Origin of the sequence: Shinella sp. G-2, from assembly GCF_050172695.1 — a bacterium.
In the GTDB taxonomy this organism is placed as follows: Bacteria; Pseudomonadota; Alphaproteobacteria; order Rhizobiales; family Rhizobiaceae; genus Shinella.
Genome location: NZ_JBBEYH010000005.1, coordinates 183,787 through 198,615 on the forward strand (window position 1 = coordinate 183,787; position 14,829 = coordinate 198,615).

Here is a 14,829-nt window from a genome sequence, read left to right on the forward strand (position 1 = left end):
CTCTCCGGATGTCACCGGGGGAACCGCGCCGCGGACCGCTTTGCCCGATAGTCGCTTCATCGACAACACGAACCTTGAAGCAACCGTCATGAAAGCCCTCGCCCTCACCATCAATGTCATCGGTTTCACCGCCCTCTTCCTCGCCTATGCCACGGGCGCTGCGGTCGAACGTCCGACGGGTGTGCGCCGGGCCCTCCAGACCTATGCCGGCCAGCTTCCGACCGGTTCCTTCCCCACCCTGAAGCCCGTCTGGGAACTCGGCGTGACGGTTTCCGCCCAGGCCTGAACCGTCAGGCGAGACGGCCGGCAATCACGCGCGCGGCCTCCTCGGCGGCAAGCGCCGTGACATCCAGTTCAAAGCGGATATCGGCTGGGGCGCGCAGCAGGCGGTGACGGGCGCGCAGGCCCTCCAGCACCGAGAGATCGACGAGCTTGCGATGGCCGGCCCGCTCGCCCGCGACGAGCCGGCGGCGGTTCTCGTCGAGATCGCAGTCGAGCACGACGGCGGCAAGGCGCGCGCCGCGCGCTCGCGCGAGGTCGAAGTACCATTCGAAGGTTTTCTGGTCCGCCGCGTCGTCCGAAAGCGCGTCGGTGAAGACGTAGCTGCTGCCGGGCGGCACGCGCGACAGATGGTCGAAGACCGCGCCGCGCACGGCCTCACGCAGCGACCGGTTCAGGGGATCGGCGCGGGAAAACAGCGCCTCCGCCGGATTGATCATCGTGTGATTGTCGAGAAGCCTTGCGCCGAGGCGATCGGCCAGAAGGCGGCCGATCGTCAGCTTTCCCGTGCCCGGCCAACCGTTGATGTGAACGATCAGGTCGGGCACGGCCGCCATGTCAGGCGGCGTCCTTGGCCCAGTTCACGCCGCCGGCATCGGTCAGCAGGAAGGCCTCGCCGCAGGCCTTGGCCAGCGTGCGCACGCGCAGGATATAGCTCTGGCGCTCGGTGACGGAGATGACGCCGCGCGCATCGAGCAGGTTGAAGACATGCGAGGCCTTGATGCACTGGTCATAGGCCGGCAGCACGCATTTGTGCAGACGCTGGTTGTCCGCATCGCCCGGCGCCCCGGCGGCGAGCAGCGCCTGGCATTCCTTCTCCGCGTCGATGAAGTGCCGGTGCAGCATGGCGGTATCGGCAAACTCGAAGTTATGGCGGGAATATTCCTGCTCGGCCTGCAGGAAGACATCGCCATAGGTGATCTTCTCGTCGCCCTCGCGGCCGTTGAAATTGAGGTCGTAGACATTGTCGACGCCCTGCACATACATGGCGAGGCGCTCGAGACCGTAGGTCAACTCGCCCGCGACGGGCGCGCATTCGATGCCGCAGACCTGCTGGAAATAGGTGAACTGCGAGACTTCCATGCCGTCGCACCAGCATTCCCAGCCGAGGCCCCAGGCGCCGAGCGTCGGGCTTTCCCAGTCGTCTTCCACGAAGCGCACGTCATGCAGCAGCGGATCGAGGCCGATGGCGGCGAGCGAACCGAGATAGAGTTCCTGCAGGTTCGACGGGTTCGGCTTCAGGATGACCTGATACTGGTAGTAGTGCTGCAGGCGGTTCGGGTTCTCGCCGTAGCGGCCATCCGAAGGGCGGCGCGAGGGCTGCACATAGGCGGCGCGCCACGGACGGGGGCCGAGCGCGCGCAGCGTGGTCGCCGGATGGAACGTGCCGGCGCCGACTTCCATATCGTAGGGCTGCAGCACCGCGCAGCCCTTGTCCGCCCAGTAATTGTGCAGCGTCAGGATCAGCCCCTGGAAGGAGCGGGTCGGATTCATGTGGTCAGGCAGGGCGGCAGAGGTCATCGGCGTGGGTCCGGGCATTCTTTGAAAGCTGGCGGACTGGTGCCACGATGCGCCAGATGGGTCAAGGGTTTCGGGAGGCTGGTGCCGTTCGGGCGTGCCGCGCCGTACCCCCCTCTGCCCTGCCGGGCATCTCCCCCTCACGGGGGGAGATTGGATGGAGCACCGTCTCCCCCTCTCCCTGACGTCCCAGGTCAGGTACCGTCATTGCCTTTTGCCGATCTCCCCCCTTGAGGGGTAGATGCCCGGCAGGGCAGAGGGGGGTGCAGCGAAAAATCAGGCTACGTTATGGGCGCGCTCAATGCCGCTCCAGCGAGCGGAAGAGCCCGGAGCCGGCGGCCTGCGTGACGGCCTGCACGCGCTGGGGCGCAAGGTCGGGCACCTGGGCGAGGCGGCGGCGGGCGCCGCCGGGAACGCGGGCGCCATACCAGGCGGCCAGCATCGGCAATTCGCGGACGAGCGTGCCGCGGGCGCGCCAGCCGAGCGCCTGCAGCGCCGTGGTGTCGAGCGGCGGGCGGCTTGCATTTTCCGGCCGGCCATTGGTGAAGCTGACGCCGGAAATCGGATCCTGCACCGCATCGAGCACCATGCGCGCGATGGAGAGCACGTCATAGACCTCCTCGCCGGCGACATTGTAGGTGGCGTTCGCCGTGCCGCGCGTGACGACCGCGCGCAGCGCCGAGCAGAAATCCGCCATGGTGACGAAGGCGCGGGTCTGCGCGCCATTGCCATGCACCGGCAGCGGCCGGCCGACGGCGGCCAGTTCGAGGAAGAGCGGCAGCAGCTTCTCGGTGTTCTGGCGCGTGCCGACGATGTTGACCGGGCGCAGCACGCGGATATCGAGATCGAAGGAACGCGTGAGACCGGCGATCAGCATTTCGGCGGCCGCCTTGGAGGCGCCGTAGGGATTGTCGGGCAGGAGCGGCGCCAATTCGCCCACCGCCTGACCGGCGCCGGCACCGTAGACTTCCGCCGAGCTGACATGGATCATCAGCGGCACGCGGCGGCGGCCCATCGCCTCCACCAGAACCTGCGTGCCGAGCGCATTGGCCACCGTGAACCGTTCCGGCACGGAGAAGGCGCGCTCGACATGGCTTTCGCCGGCCGCATGCACCACGAGGTCGGCGTCCTTCAGCATCTCGGTCACCAGATCGAGATTGCCGACGTCACCCTCCTGCAGCGTCACGCGGCCGGAGCGGAAGGCGGCGTCGAGATGGGACATGTCGGCGGCATAGGTGAAAGCGTCGAGCACGCGGATGCGGGCATTCGGGCAATGGGCCAGAAGGTCGTCGACGATATGCGAACCGACGAAGCCCGCGCCGCCCGTCACGACGATGGTGCGGATACGGTCGAGATCGAGCGAGGCCATGGGATACTCCGTTCAGCAGGCACGTCACGGGCCGCCTCGTGCGACCCTTCTGCCTGACAGATCATCCCTCCTGCGCGCGGGCGCAATGATAGCCCCTCGTAAATCCGGCATTAACCTTACGGGGCGTGGTTAATGTGCCGAAACGGCACAAAAGGCGGTATTTCAAGGCGTTCGCGCCGGCACGCAACCGTGCCGCAACGCTACTCCTCGTCGCGGCGCACGCGATATTCGCCGGTCTCGGGATCCTTGACGAGCGTGCCCGTCGCGCCGGTGCGGCGCTCCTCGTCGGCGCGCTTGCGCAGCCGGCTCAGCCGCTCGGCATCGGCCACGAATTTGCGGTAGCCGAACCAGGCAAGGCCGACGACCAGCAGCAGAAAGATGATCTGGGCCATCGCCCCTCCCCCAATGTCTTCTTTATTCTTGTTCGTGCATTCTCGTTGTGCCGGCGCCCTATCCGGAAAGGCCGTAACGGCCCCAGAGCGCCTTTTCCTCCGCCAGGCCGGCCACCGCCGCCACGCCGGCCGAGCCTATACGCTCCGCCATGTCGCCGGAAAGCCCCCCGATACCGGGCGTCTTGCGACCGAAGAGGCCCTTCGGCGCGGCGACGAGTTCGAGGCGCGTCGTCGGTCCATAGCGTCGCTTCAGCTCCGAGCGCATGTCGGAGAGGCCATCGACCAGGCCGAGCGCGCGGCCGCGCGTGCCGGTCCAGAACAGACCGGAGAAGAGATCCGGGTCATCGGCCAGCCGGCCGCCGCGGCGCGCCTTGACCATGTCGATGAAGACCGCGTGGATTTCGAGCTGGAGGGATTTCAGATAGTCGATCTCGTTTTCCCGCTCCGGCTGGAAGGGATCGAGGATCGCCTTGTTGCTGCCGGCCGTATAGACGCGGCGCTCGACGCCGATCTTCTTCAGGAGTTCGGGGAAACCGAAACCGCCTGAGACGACCCCGATGGAGCCGACGATGGAGGTCGGGTCGGCGAAGATCTCGTCGCCGGCCAGCGCGATCATGTAGCCGCCGGAGGCCGCGACGTCCTCGACGAAGACGAGCACATGCTTGTTCTTCTCGGCCGCAAGGTCGCGGATGCGCTGGAAGATCAGCCGCGACTGCACCGGCGAGCCGCCGGGCGAATTGATGGAAATGGCGACGGCGGGCGCGTCCTTGTAGGAAAAGGCCTTTTCAAGCGCCGGCGCGGCGGTGGCAAGGTTCAGCGGCGGGCGGAACTGGCTGCCGTTCGCCATGATGGCCCCGTGCAGCCGCACGACCGGAACGACGATGCCTTCCTTGCGGAACTTCTTCGGCACCAGCCTCTTCAAAAATCCGGCCATCGTACACCTTGCCTCCTGTTTCGTTGCCCGGCTGATGTATGCATGGCGAGGCAAAACGCAAGATCACGGCACCTCGTAATCGGTGTCGTCATCGATTGGGATACCTGGCTCGGCCTGCCGGCCATGGCGCACCAGAAGAACGAGAACAGCGTCATCGACCAGCTCGTAGTCCACGCGATAATCGCCGAGAACAATGCGATAGATGCCGCTCAAGGGAATATCCTGCCGCAGGAAACCGGAATGGGGAAACCGCGAAAGCTGCTTGCCGAGGCGCGCGACGCTTGCGCGAAACGCCCCAGCCACTACGGGATGACGAACCCGCAGATAGCGCATTTCCTGTTCGATGAAGGCTCTGGCCGGCGGCGCGAACAGAACCCGGCGCATCACGCCGCGTTGCCCGGCAGACTGTCGTCCAGATCGGCCAGCAGATCGTCCAACGCCACCGCGCCGTCTTGCGCGGCGGCCTGGCGCGCCTGATCGATCTCCAGGACCTCCTGCCCTTCACCCGCCAGATAGGCCTTCATCGCCCGCACCATGACCCAACTGCGGGACCGGCCGGAAACGCGCGCGATCGCCTCAATCCCGGCCAGGACGTCACTGGGGAGGCGGAGCGCAATCGGGTCGGACAAATTTCTTTGTTTTTCCATGAAAAACCCCGTATTTTGTAATACAGATTCTTCGATTATCGCACATTTGTCAACGCGGCAGGCGGGGATAGGCGGCACGGCCGTTGTTGAGATCGTCGACGAAGGGCGTGAAATCGTGCTGGCCGGGCGCGTGCATGACGAGCGGCATGCGCAGGGCGAGCCGGGTGCGCGCGCCCTTGATGGCGGTGACGAGGATGCGCAGCGCGCTTTCTCCGTCGCGCGCATGGAGGGCGGTGATCTCGATGCCGCCGAAGCGGCGACCGCAGGCGGCGATGATCTCGGCGATCGATTGCGGGCGAGCGATCAGCGAGAGCTGGCCGCCCGGCTTCATGATGGCGCCGGCGGTCTTGATCCAGCGTTCGAAGAGATCGTGTTCCATGGCATGGGCCTCGGCCTTCAGGGCATCGGGCGTGCGGCTGTCGACGCGGTCGTTGAAGGGCGGGTTCATGATGACGTGATCGTAGACGTCGTCCGCAAGCCCCGCCGCGATGCGCGCCTTGCCGGAAAGCGAGACGTCCGCCTCCAGCACGGAAACACGGGAAGCGAAGGCGGCGTTTGCGGGCAGCGCCAGCGTCTTGCGGGCAAAGCCGGCCATCAGCGGCACGCGTTCGACCAGCAGCACCTCGGCCTTTTCGATGCGCGCGGCAACGGCAAGGCCGGCGGCGCCCGCCCCCGCACCGAGATCGGCGACACGCATCGGCCCCTCGCCCGCCACCAGCGCGGCGAGCAGCATGGCGTCCATGCCGGAGCGATGGCCGATGCCCTTCGGCTGGACGAGATGGAAGCGGCCGTAATGGAAGGCGTCGACGGTTTCGGTGACGCTCATGGGCGGGGCGCCTTACCGGAGACGTGAAGCGCGTGGCTTACCCCCCTCTGCCCTGCCGGGCATCCCCCCCTCACGGGGGGAGATTGGAAGGAGGGCATGCTCCGGCCTGCGCCACCGTCGAAGGGGATGGAAAGCCTATCCCCTTGGTCGATCTCCCCCCTCGCGGGGGAGATCGACCAAGGGGCAGAGGGGGGCATTCCGGCCGCGGACGTCTCGGCAAGAACCATCCCGTTCACGGCCGCAGCTCCGCCGCGAGCCCGGCATCCGTCAGGATGCGGCGCGCCTCGTCCTCGCGGTCGCTTTCCACGAGAAACCGGCGCGGCAGCATGCCGAGCGAGCCCTCCAGTATGCTCATGCCCTGGTCGGCGATGAGGCAGTGGATGCCGGCCTCCTTCATCAGGCTTTCCGCGAAGGAGAGCAGGACGGCGTCGTTGGTGCGGATCAGTTCGATCATTCCGGTCGTTTTCCAGCCATAATTCCGGAGGCGGGACAATTCGCCTCTTGCCGCAGATGGCCCCGCTTTCTATTGTCTTTCAACAGGAATGAACAGGAGTCCGGGCATTTGGGCGTCGTGATACCGCTTGAAGAAGGCAAAAACAAACAGGCGTCGGTAAAGCCGCTCGTCGACCTGACCAAGGCCGATATGGAACGGGTGAACCAGCTCATCCTGTCGAAGGCCGGCTCGGACGTGCAGATGATCCCGGAGGTGGCCAACCACCTGATCTCCTCCGGCGGCAAGCGCCTGCGTCCCATGCTGACGCTCGCGGCCGCCTCCATGTTCGGCTATGACGGCGACCAGCACATCAAGCTCGCCACGGCCGTCGAGTTCATGCACACGGCGACGCTGCTGCATGACGACGTGGTGGACGAGAGCGACCTTCGCCGCGGCAAATCCACCGCGCGCATGATCTGGGGCAACCAGGCGAGCGTGCTGGTCGGCGACTTCCTGCTCGGCCAGGCCTTCAAGATGATGGTCGAGGTCGGTTCGCTGGAGGCGCTCGACGTGCTCTCCACCGCCGCCACCGTCATCGCCGAAGGCGAAGTGCTGCAGCTCTCCGTCGCCAAGAACATGGAGACGACCGAGGACGACTATCTCCAGGTCATCCGCGCCAAGACGGCCGCGCTCTTTGCCGCCGCCGCCGAAGTCGGCCCGATCATCGCCAATACCAGCAAGGCCGAGCGCAACGCGCTGAAGTCCTACGGCATGAATCTGGGCCTTGCCTTCCAGCTCGTTGACGACGCGCTGGACTATGGCGGCAAGGCGGCCGATCTCGGCAAGAACACCGGCGACGACTTCCGCGAAGGCAAGATCACCCTGCCGGTCATCCTGTCCTGGCGCCGCGGCACGGCGGAAGACCGGGCTTTCTGGCGCGAGGCCATCGAAGGCGGCCAGAGCGACGACGCCAATCTCGAACGCGCGCTCGGCCTCATCACCCGCTATGGCGGCTTGACGGACACCATCGCCCGCGCCCAGCACTACGGCACCATTGCCCGCGACGCGCTCGCCCCGCTGCCGGCGACGCCGTGGAAGAATGCGCTTCTGGAAGTCATCGACTTCTGCATCGCCCGCGTCAGCTGACCGGAAAGCCGAGCCGGCGCGGCAGGATTTTCTTGCCGCACCGCGCCAAAAAAGCCATTCTCTGCCGTCATGAGTCCGTGACTGATTTGGGCGCCATCGTGGCAGGACCTGCCACGTTCGGCCTCCGGGGCGAACTTCATACTTTCAGGCGAGAGGCATTTTGATGCGGCATTCCCTTTTCCTTCGGCTTCTTTCCGGCGTGGCGCTGGCGGCCAGTCTTGCGCTCACCGGACCTCTCGCGGCCTACGCGGAGGAAAAGCCCGCAGCGGCCGCCGCCGAGGAAACGCCGTTCGATCCCCTGAGCGTCAACACCTTCTCCGGCGCGTTCCTTGCCGCCCGCACGGCGGACTTCGACAAGGATTACGAGACCGCCGTCGCGCTCTACAAGATCGCCCTGCAGTTCGACCCCACCAATGCCGACGTCAAGCAGCGCCTGATGGTGACGCAGCTGATGAACGGCGACTTCGAGGAAGGCGTCAAGTTCGCCGACGTCCTGAAGAACGACGCGGCCGTCGAGCGCATCACCTCGGTCGTGCGCGGCATGGAGGCGATCCGCAAGCGCGAATACAAGACCGCCGAGCGGATCCTCGTCTACAAGGGCCCGAACGACCTCGACCGCATGATGAACGACCTGCTGCTCGCCTGGGCCAAGTTCGGCGACGGCAAGCCCAAGGACGCGCTGAAGCTCATCAGCGGCATGGAAGGGCCCGAATGGCTCGCCATCTTCAAGAACTACCATGCCGGGGCGCTGGCCGCTGCCGCCGGTGACAAGACGACGGCGCGCGCCCGGCTGAACGAGGCGATCCTCGACCGCAACGGCGCCAGCGCCGCGCCGGATACGTTCCTGCGCGCCGTGATGGCGCTGGCGCGCCTGGAAGCGCGCGACGGCAACAAGCAGAAGGCGCTCGACGCCATCGCGGTCGGCGACAACTTCATCAGCAGCTACGCCCCGCTGAAGGCGCTGCGCCAGAGCATCGAGGCCGGCGACAAGCAGGAGCAGCAGGTGCGCACCGCCGCCCAGGGCGCGGCCGCCGTGCTCTTCTCCATCGGCGGCGCGCTCAACCGCGAGGGCGCCGAAGACATCGTCACGCTCTATCTCCAGGTCGCCCGCGCGCTCGACCCCGACAGCGACGACGTGCTGGTGCTGCTCGGCGGTCTTGCCGAGAACCAGAAGAAGGCCGACCAGGCCATCGAATATTACCGCGCAGTGCCGGAGAAATCGCCGATGCGGCGCATTTCCGAGCTGCAGCTCGGCCTCAACCTTGCCGACGCCGGCAAGGTGGAAGAGGCCAAGAAGCACCTCCAGGCGCTGATCGACGCCGACCCGTCGGACCTGCGTTCCTATCTGGCGCTGGGCAGCGTCTATTCCGACGCCAAGGACTTCCGCGCGGCGGGCACGCTCTACGACAAGGCCGTGGCGGTCATCGGCTCGGTGCCGGCCCGCAACCACTGGAGCATCTTCTTCCAGCGCGGCATCGCCTATGAGCGTCTGAAGGAATGGGACAAGGCCGAGCCGAACTTCCGCAAGGCGCTGGAGCTGAATCCGGACCAGCCGCAGGTGCTGAACTATCTCGGCTATTCCTGGGTGGACATGAACATGAACCTCGACCAGGGGCTCGACATGATCCGCAAGGCCGTGAGCCTCAAGCCGGATGACGGCTATATCGTGGATTCGCTCGGCTGGGCCTATTTCCGCATGAGCCGTTTCGATGACGCGGTGGCCGAACTGGAACGCGCGGCCGAACTGAAGGCCGGCGATCCGACGATCAATGATCACCTGGGCGATGCCTACTGGCGCGTCGGCCGCAAGCTCGAAGCCACCTTCCAGTGGAACCGCGCGCTCGGCCTGAAGCCGGAAGAGGCGGAAATCCCGAAGATCAAGCTGAAGATCGAAAACGGCCTGCCGGAACTGAAGAAGTCCGAGCCGGCCTCTGCCGAGGCCAAGGAAGACAAGCCGGTGCAGAACACCTCGCCGGAAGGCAAGGCGGCAGACCGCAAGTCCTGACCCGATGCCGGCGGACAGCCTTTCGGGTTTCGCCCGCATCGAGCGGGCGCCCGCCAAGATCAACCTCGCGCTCGCCGTCACCGGCCGGCGCGAGGACGGTTATCACCTTCTCGACAGTCTCGTGACCTTCACCGCCTTCGGCGACCGCCTCGCGCTGTCGCCGTCGCGCGAAGACCGCTTCACGCTTTCCGGCCGGTTCTCCGACGGGCTTTCCGCAGACGCCGACAATCTCGTCACCCGCGCCCGTGATCGCCTGCGCGCCGCCCTTGCCGGCAGCGGGCAGGCCGCGCCGCCCGTGCACATCCATCTCGAAAAGAACCTGCCCATCGCCTCCGGCATCGGCGGCGGCTCGGCCGATGCGGCGGCGACCCTGCGCGCGCTCGGTGCGCTCTGGCAGGCGGACCTGCCGGAGGAAACGCTTGCCGCCATCGCGCTCAGCCTCGGCGCGGACGTGCCGATGTGCCTTGCCGGCCGGCCGCTGGTTGCCCGCGGCGTCGGCGAGGACATCACCCCCCTCGCCCTGCCGGCGCTTTCCATGGTGCTCGCCAATCCGCTCGTCGGCGTCTCGACGCCGGCCGTCTTCAAGGCGCTCGCCTCGCGAAACAATCCGCCGCTTGCCCTTCCCGCCGCACCCGCCGACTGGCTGGCGGCCATCGCGACGCTGCGCAACGATCTCGAGCCGCCCGCCCGACAGCTTTGCCCGGAGATTTCCCGTATTGCCGAGGCGCTCGCCGCGACCAATGCGCGCGTCGTGCGCATGTCCGGTTCCGGCGCGACCTGCTTCGCGCTATATCCAGCGGAGGACGCGGCAAGGGCTGCGGCGGCCACGCTCTCGCAGCGCCATCCGCACTGGTTCTTCGCCGCCACCACCACGCTGGGAGCGACCGATGGCGCGCATTGACGAAACGAGACCCTTCCTTCCCGTCGGCATCGCTGTGCTGACCGTCTCCGACACACGCACGCCCGAGACCGACAAATCCGGCGATACGCTCGTCGCCCGCATCGCGGAGGCCGGCCACCGCCTTGCCGCACGCGCCATCGTCAAGGACGACGTCAGCGCCATCCGCGCGCAGGTCGAGACCTGGACGCGCGATGCCGCCGTCGACGTGGTCATCACGACGGGCGGCACGGGCTTCACCGGCCGCGACGTGACGCCGGAAGCGCTGGAACCGATCTTCGAGAAACGCATGGACGGCTTTTCGGAAGTCTTCCACCGCATCTCCTACGACAAGATCGGCACGTCGACGATCCAGTCACGCGCGACGGGCGGCGTGCTCAACGCCACCTTCGTCTTCGTGCTGCCGGGCTCACCCGGCGCCTGCAAGGACGCCTGGGACGGCATCCTCAAGGCGCAGCTCGACTATCGTCACATGCCCTGCAATTTCGTGGAAATCATGCCGCGTCTCGACGAGCACCTGAAGCGCTCGGCGGGTTAGAGCATGTCAGGTTCATATTGAACCAGACATGCTCTGAATTCTTTTGTTTTCGTTTGTCTTTTCGGGAAAACCGGTTCCCACTCTTCCCTGACAAACTCTAGCCCGCGACGTCCGCCCGCATCGCCTTCACCGCCCAGGCCGGTACGATCTCGGCGACGAGGTCGCGCGGCCTGCCGCCGCGCGCGATATCGGCCAGCGCCATGCCCGGGCGGATTGCGGTAACAAGCTGGCGCTTGCTGACGAGATAGCCCTGCTCCAGCGGCGGCGTTTTCCGGACGAGACGCTGGAGGAACGGCCTGCGGTGGCTGCGCGAGGCGCGAAAGCGCGCCGGGCCGGGGCTGACCGCCACATGATCGACGATCGCATCGACCCAGCCTGTCAGCGGCCGCGCGCCGGGCTCCAGGAAGAGGAGCCAGTCGCCCCGCGCCGAGCGCAGGACATCACCGATATCCCACTGCGTCAGGAACCGGCAGCCGGCCGCATCCGCGACCTCCGGCGAGCCGTCGCGCGACCCGTGGTCGAGCACGATCACGTCGCGCACCACGCCCTCGACGGCGCCCGGAACGAGCGCCGACAGGGTCTGCGCCAGTTCCGCCTCGTTGTCCCGGCATTCTAGGATGATCGTCAGCATGATCCTGCAATATCGCATCGCAGCATGGAACGCCACCGCACCGTCCCGATTGAAATTTGTTCTTGCATTGTTCTCATTCCGGCGATAGGAATATAGTCATGGAATCGGGGCGAACGGCCCCGCCGGAGACCACCATGAACGATCTTGTCAGCCTCAGGCAGGGCGCGCTTGCGCCCGGCCACACGAAGGATATTGCCGAAGCGCTGATGTCCCAGACGGGCATGCGGGTCGACGGGGATCGCCGGCGCGGCCGGGGCGCGGGCCTGAACTTCACCGGCCGTTTCGAGCCGGTGACGCGGGAGGGCTTCGACGACGGCTGGCAGACGCTGGAAGACCTGCCGCCCTTCCGCACCGAGGTGCAGGTGGAAAAGCCGCGCACCATCATTTCCCGCAACGAATCGCCCGACATTCCCTTCGACCGCTCGATCAATCCCTATCGCGGCTGCGAGCATGGCTGCATCTACTGCTTCGCCCGGCCGACGCACGCCTTCATGGGCCTGTCCGCCGGCCTCGATTTCGAGGCGAAGCTCTTCGCCAAGCCGGATGCGCCGCGGCTGCTGGAACGGGAACTCTCCAAGCCCGGCTACAAGCCGCGCGTCATCGCCATCGGCACCAACACCGATCCCTATCAGCCGATCGAGAAGGAATGGCGCATCATGCGGCAGATCCTCGAGGTGCTGGACAAGGCGAACCACCCGGTCTCCATCGTCACCAAATCGGCGCTGGTGATGCGCGACATCGACATTCTCTCGCGCATGGCCGCGCGCGGCCTAGCCTGGGTCGGCCTGTCGGTGACGACGCTCGACCGCAAGCTCGCCCGCACGATGGAGCCGCGCGCCGCCACCCCGCCCCGCCGGCTGGAGGCGATCCGCGCCCTGTCGGATGCCGGCATTCCGACCGCCATCATGATGGCGCCGATCATTCCGGGCCTCAACGACCACGAGATCGAGCGGGTGCTGGATTCCGGCAAGGCGGCGGGCGCGCTGGAGGCGAGCTATGTGCTGCTCCGCCTGCCGCTGGAGGTCAGCCCCCTCTTCCGCGACTGGCTGCTGCGCAACTATCCAGACCGCTACCGCCATGTCATGTCGCTGGTGCGCTCCATGCGCGACGGCAAGGATTACGACGCCGAGTTCGGCAAGCGCATGAAGGGGGCCGGTCCCTATGCCTGGCAGATCGCCCGCCGCTTCGAGATGGCCACCAAGCGACTGGAGCTGACCCGCACCCGCCGCATGCTCGCCGTCGACCAGTTCGTGCCGCCTTCGGGCAGCGGCGTGCAGCTTTCGCTGCTGTAAGCATCGGCGCTTCGGCGCTGTCGCCGGGGGATCGAAGCGGGGCCGCCACCCTTTTCGTCCCCCGGCGGAAGGCAGGACGGGCAGCATTGCCCTTGAAATGCAGCCTTGCCGGGCCGTCAGGCCCGGCCTCTTCTTCCGCCGCGCCATTCCCCGGGCGCGCGGTCGTTCCTCCGGCATCCGCCTCCTGCCGGAGGACTTGCAGGGAATCGGATGGATGTGCGAGGTTCGCCGCATGTCCCGTGTCACATCCTCCGATTCCCGCCTTCTTTTCGATCTGCCCGAAGGGCCTGATTTCGCGATGGAAAGCGCAGCGCGCGCGCGTGGCATCTGGCCCGTCGCCGGCACGGACGAGGCAGGACGCGGGCCGCTCGCCGGCCCCGTCGTCGCGGCGGCCGTGATTCTCGATCCCGACAATATTCCGCCCGGCCTGCACGATTCCAAGCAGCTCAGCGCCGCGCGGCGCGAGGCGCTGTTCACGCTCATCATGCAGAGCGCCTTCGTCTCCGTCGCCTCCAGCGGATCGCGCCGGATCGATACGACGGATATCCGCAAGGCGAGCCTCGATGCGATGCGCCGCGCCGTCGCCGGCCTCGAAATCGCACCGAACCTGGTGTTGACCGACGGCCGCGACGTGCCGCCGGGCCTTGCCTGCGAGGGACGCGCCGTGGTCAAGGGCGACGCCCTTTCCGTCTCCATCGCCGCCGCCTCCATCGTCGCGAAGGTGACGCGCGACCGCATGATGGCCCGCGCCGAGGCCACCTTTCCCGGCTATGGCTTCGCCATCCACGCAGGCTACGCCACCGAGGTCCATCGCAAGGCGATCGAGACCAACGGCCCCTGCCGTCTCCACCGCATGAGCTTCCGGCCGCTGCGGCAGGATTGATCGACGAGGTCGCCACCACCCTCCTTCCGCTGTCCCTTGGCACGCCGGCGCTCCCGCTCGTTCTCTTCCACCGCGACCAGGATGAAAGAGGCGCCGCGGCACGCGAACAGGCCGCTGCGGCCTGAACCGCCTCGCATACCTTCCTTTCCACATCGCCATTGCAAATCAGATAAGTCCGTGCTTATCTGATTTCATGATAGAACACGACATCTTCAAGGCCCTCGCCGACCCGACCCGTCGCACGATCTTCGAGAAGCTGGCGGGCGGTGCCTTGAATGCCAGTGCGCTGCGCGAGGGCATGGAGATCAGCCAGCCGGCCATGTCCCAACACCTCGCCGTGCTGCGCAATGCCCGGCTGGTGCGCGAGGAGCGGCAGGGACGCTTCGTGAACTACGAGGTCGATCCGGACGGCCTCGCGCTCATAGCCGGCTGGCTTGCCAAATACCGCGCCTACTGGCCGGCGCGCATCGATGCCTTGCGGGATCTGCTGAAGGAAATGGACCAATGAACGACAGGACAAGCGAGCGACAGGCGCCCGGTCTGGTGCAGGAATACGATCTCGACGCGCCGCCGGAAAAGGTCTGGCGGGCGATCAGCCTTCCGGCCTTCCGCGAACGGTGGCTGCCCGGCGACCGGCTGGCCGACGCCGCGCCGCTGGCCACGGTACCCGGCGAGGAAATCCGCTACCGGATGCGCGACGACGATCCGCCCTATCTCGAAAGCAGCGTGGCCTTCCGGCTGACGCCCAATGGCCATGGCGGCACCCGGCTTCGGATCGTCCACGAACTCACCGATGCACGGCTGAGACCGGCCGGACCGCGGGCTCTGAACGACAACGGGCACGCGCTGCTGAGCGCCGCCTGAAGCATTCCAGCCAAAGCGCTATCGCTTTGGCGCAGGACAATGCGACAACAAAGGCTCAAGCATTTCCAGCGAAGGCGGCGCCGCTTTCGCGTCGGATAAGGCGTCAGCAATTCCGGGCCAGCAACCGCTCCGGAACGGCTCCCATTCCCCTCCCCCAACATCACAGACAGGAGA

19 protein-coding genes are annotated in these 14,829 nt (G+C 66.7%); 9 read left to right on the top strand and 10 right to left on the bottom strand.

The annotated features are described in order from the left end of the window. Nucleotides 1-88: 88 nt before the first annotated feature. Nucleotides 89-286 (top strand): hypothetical protein, encoded by a 198-nt coding sequence (locus V8U06_RS11695; protein WP_226920139.1) that lies wholly within the window; start codon nt 89-91, stop codon nt 284-286. Between the two features lie 4 nt (nt 287-290). Here the strand turns inward: V8U06_RS11695 and V8U06_RS11700 are convergent, their stop codons facing one another. The 9 genes from V8U06_RS11700 to V8U06_RS11740 all read right to left on the bottom strand — a co-directional run bounded on the left by V8U06_RS11700 (nt 291) and on the right by V8U06_RS11740 (nt 6,419). Continuing rightward, the gene (locus V8U06_RS11700) at nt 291-836 is read right to left on the bottom strand and encodes an AAA family ATPase (protein ID WP_427140753.1); all 546 of its coding nucleotides are present in this window, start codon (nt 834-836) and stop codon (nt 291-293) included. Between the two features lies 1 nt (nt 837). Further along, nucleotides 838-1,800, bottom strand: a complete 963-nt coding sequence (locus V8U06_RS11705; RefSeq protein WP_371826625.1) for a glycine--tRNA ligase subunit alpha — start codon at nt 1,798-1,800, stop codon at nt 838-840. A 295-nt stretch (nt 1,801-2,095) separates the two neighbouring features. Further along, nucleotides 2,096-3,166, bottom strand: a complete 1,071-nt coding sequence (locus tag V8U06_RS11710; protein WP_427140754.1) for a dTDP-glucose 4,6-dehydratase — start codon at nt 3,164-3,166, stop codon at nt 2,096-2,098. Nucleotides 3,167-3,366: 200 nt separating this feature from the next. Further along, nucleotides 3,367-3,558 (bottom strand): hypothetical protein, encoded by a 192-nt coding sequence (locus V8U06_RS11715; RefSeq protein ID WP_226920142.1) that lies wholly within the window; start codon nt 3,556-3,558, stop codon nt 3,367-3,369. Nucleotides 3,559-3,616: 58 nt separating this feature from the next. Then, entirely contained in the window at nt 3,617-4,492 is an 876-nt protein-coding gene (locus V8U06_RS11720) for a S49 family peptidase (protein ID WP_427140755.1), read from the bottom strand. Between the two features lie 63 nt (nt 4,493-4,555). Beyond that, nucleotides 4,556-4,876 (bottom strand): type II toxin-antitoxin system RelE/ParE family toxin, encoded by a 321-nt coding sequence (locus V8U06_RS11725; protein ID WP_427140756.1) that lies wholly within the window; start codon nt 4,874-4,876, stop codon nt 4,556-4,558. Beyond that, nucleotides 4,876-5,139, bottom strand: coding sequence for a CopG family ribbon-helix-helix protein (locus tag V8U06_RS11730; protein ID WP_427140757.1), 264 nt, complete (start codon nt 5,137-5,139; stop codon nt 4,876-4,878). The genes V8U06_RS11725 and V8U06_RS11730 overlap by 1 nt, the downstream gene beginning before the upstream one ends. 49 nt (nt 5,140-5,188) lie before the next feature. Further along, the gene (locus V8U06_RS11735; RefSeq protein ID WP_427140758.1) at nt 5,189-5,965 is read right to left on the bottom strand and encodes a tRNA1(Val) (adenine(37)-N6)-methyltransferase; all 777 of its coding nucleotides are present in this window, start codon (nt 5,963-5,965) and stop codon (nt 5,189-5,191) included. Nucleotides 5,966-6,197: 232 nt separating this feature from the next. Beyond that, nucleotides 6,198-6,419, bottom strand: a complete 222-nt coding sequence (locus V8U06_RS11740) for a DUF2007 domain-containing protein (RefSeq protein WP_226920145.1) — start codon at nt 6,417-6,419, stop codon at nt 6,198-6,200. Between the two features lie 108 nt (nt 6,420-6,527). Between V8U06_RS11740 and V8U06_RS11745 the strand changes: the two genes are divergently transcribed. From V8U06_RS11745 to moaB, 4 genes are all read left to right on the top strand, one after another. Then, entirely contained in the window at nt 6,528-7,544 is a 1,017-nt protein-coding gene (locus V8U06_RS11745) for a polyprenyl synthetase family protein (RefSeq protein ID WP_427140759.1), read from the top strand. Nucleotides 7,545-7,707: 163 nt separating this feature from the next. Further along, nucleotides 7,708-9,549, top strand: coding sequence for a tetratricopeptide repeat protein (locus V8U06_RS11750; protein WP_427140760.1), 1,842 nt, complete (start codon nt 7,708-7,710; stop codon nt 9,547-9,549). A gap of 4 nt (nt 9,550-9,553) precedes the next feature. After that, nucleotides 9,554-10,450 carry a 4-(cytidine 5'-diphospho)-2-C-methyl-D-erythritol kinase gene (locus tag V8U06_RS11755; protein WP_427140761.1) on the top strand — a complete coding sequence of 299 codons (897 nt, stop codon included), beginning with the start codon at nt 9,554-9,556 and terminating at the stop codon, nt 10,448-10,450. Continuing rightward, nucleotides 10,437-10,985 carry a molybdenum cofactor biosynthesis protein B gene (gene moaB, locus V8U06_RS11760; protein ID WP_427140762.1) on the top strand — a complete coding sequence of 183 codons (549 nt, stop codon included), beginning with the start codon at nt 10,437-10,439 and terminating at the stop codon, nt 10,983-10,985. The genes V8U06_RS11755 and moaB overlap by 14 nt, the downstream gene beginning before the upstream one ends. A 97-nt stretch (nt 10,986-11,082) precedes the next feature. Here moaB and V8U06_RS11765 read toward each other — a convergent pair whose 3' ends face one another. Next, complete coding sequence (locus V8U06_RS11765) at nt 11,083-11,616, bottom strand: glycosyl transferase (RefSeq protein WP_427140763.1); 534 nt, start codon at nt 11,614-11,616, stop codon at nt 11,083-11,085. Between the two features lie 134 nt (nt 11,617-11,750). On the opposite strand from V8U06_RS11765, the gene V8U06_RS11770 reads away from it, so the two are divergent. The 4 genes from V8U06_RS11770 (at nt 11,751) to V8U06_RS11785 (ending at nt 14,655) form a co-directional block, all read left to right on the top strand. Further along, nucleotides 11,751-12,908: a PA0069 family radical SAM protein gene (locus V8U06_RS11770; RefSeq protein WP_427140764.1), complete on the top strand. Its 1,158-nt coding sequence runs from the start codon at nt 11,751-11,753 to the stop codon at nt 12,906-12,908. A gap of 232 nt (nt 12,909-13,140) precedes the next feature. Next, nucleotides 13,141-13,791: a ribonuclease HII gene (locus V8U06_RS11775; RefSeq protein WP_427140765.1), complete on the top strand. Its 651-nt coding sequence runs from the start codon at nt 13,141-13,143 to the stop codon at nt 13,789-13,791. A 193-nt stretch (nt 13,792-13,984) separates the two neighbouring features. Continuing rightward, a complete protein-coding gene (locus V8U06_RS11780) occupies nt 13,985-14,299 on the top strand; it encodes an ArsR/SmtB family transcription factor (protein WP_427140766.1) in 315 nt (104 codons plus the stop codon). Further along, nucleotides 14,296-14,655, top strand: a complete 360-nt coding sequence (locus tag V8U06_RS11785) for an SRPBCC family protein (RefSeq protein WP_427140767.1) — start codon at nt 14,296-14,298, stop codon at nt 14,653-14,655. The genes V8U06_RS11780 and V8U06_RS11785 overlap by 4 nt, the downstream gene beginning before the upstream one ends. The last annotated feature ends 174 nt before the right edge of the window (nt 14,656-14,829 follow it).